3 protein-coding genes are annotated in these 861 nt (G+C 47.6%); all 3 read left to right on the top strand.

Annotation, left to right across the window (positions count from 1 at the left end):
- Positions 1-215 (top strand): DUF4258 domain-containing protein (locus AD928_RS14555; protein WP_156470000.1); only part of this gene is annotated, 215 nt, incomplete at its 5' end.
- A complete protein-coding gene (locus tag AD928_RS00095; protein WP_062247308.1) occupies positions 212-544 on the top strand; it encodes a hypothetical protein in 333 nt (110 codons plus the stop codon). The genes AD928_RS14555 and AD928_RS00095, both read left to right, overlap by 4 nt.
- Before the next feature lie 70 nt (positions 545-614).
- Positions 615-860: a hypothetical protein gene (locus AD928_RS00090; RefSeq protein WP_062247306.1), complete on the top strand. Its 246-nt coding sequence runs from the start codon at positions 615-617 to the stop codon at positions 858-860.
- The last annotated feature ends 1 nt before the right edge of the window (position 861 follow it).

The raw sequence follows: 861 nt of genomic DNA, 5'->3' as shown, positions 1-861 counted from the left end.
ACTGTCCGAACGGACGGGACCACCTCTGGGATTATTCCGGGCATGCTCTCGATCAGATGCAAAATCGTGGGGTTACGCCATCAGTAGTGGAAAACACCATTACTACGGGGACACGGGTTCCGGGTAATACTTCCGGAACATTTGAGTACATAGATAACATCAACGGAGTGAATGTGGTGGTTAACTCTTCTGGTAAGGTAGTTACTGTGAAATGATGCATCCATTCTATGATAACAAAATAAATTTGGAGGGTATTAAGTATCTCTTCGAATTGCTTAGTGCATACCAGATGGGAACGGTTTCACTTCCTGTATTGGCTGACAAGCTTGATACCGCAAGATCTGGCCTGATATTTCCTGAAAAAGAGTGGCTTGATACTTATTGTAAATTTTGGGGAGCGATTGAGGAATGCAATGCCCTAGCCCTTGATGCTGGTCAGACGTCTGTTCTTCCCGAGCATCAACAATTTTTAGATGATACCGTGATTAAGTTGCAAAGATTCTTTTCGAATACCTTTCCGGTGCAAAATCAAAGTAAAGTGTAACTGACCTATATCTAATGTCTAGAAATGGGTTGTTGGTCAGATATCTGTTCCCGCGGGTAAGGCGCTGTATGTGCCCAACTCTTCGCCTGATGCGCATGTTCTGATTGAGACGAACCCGGCCTATACGAGCCTGACGGCGTTCCACGGGTCTGAATATCTTCTGGACCGTCTGGGGGACCAGCCGCAGGACTACACGTTCCTGGGGGATTCTGCGTTTGACCAGCAGTATGTGCAGCAGCAGATTGTGTCTGCCACGGGGCAGACGTTTCTGGGGGGCACGTTCACTACGGCTTCGACGCGGATTTCTCACACTTGAG

This window comes from Acetobacter cerevisiae (assembly GCF_001580535.1).
GTDB lineage: Bacteria > Pseudomonadota > Alphaproteobacteria > Acetobacterales > Acetobacteraceae > Acetobacter > Acetobacter cerevisiae.
Note: the sequence above shows the minus strand (reverse complement) of the source record. Positions and strands in the feature narration are given on the sequence as shown.

Excerpts from the sequence above, each read along its gene's own strand:
- AD928_RS00095 (WP_062247308.1), top strand. The coding sequence starts at position 212 with ATGATGCATCCATTCTATGATAACAAAATAAATTTGGAGGGTATTAAG.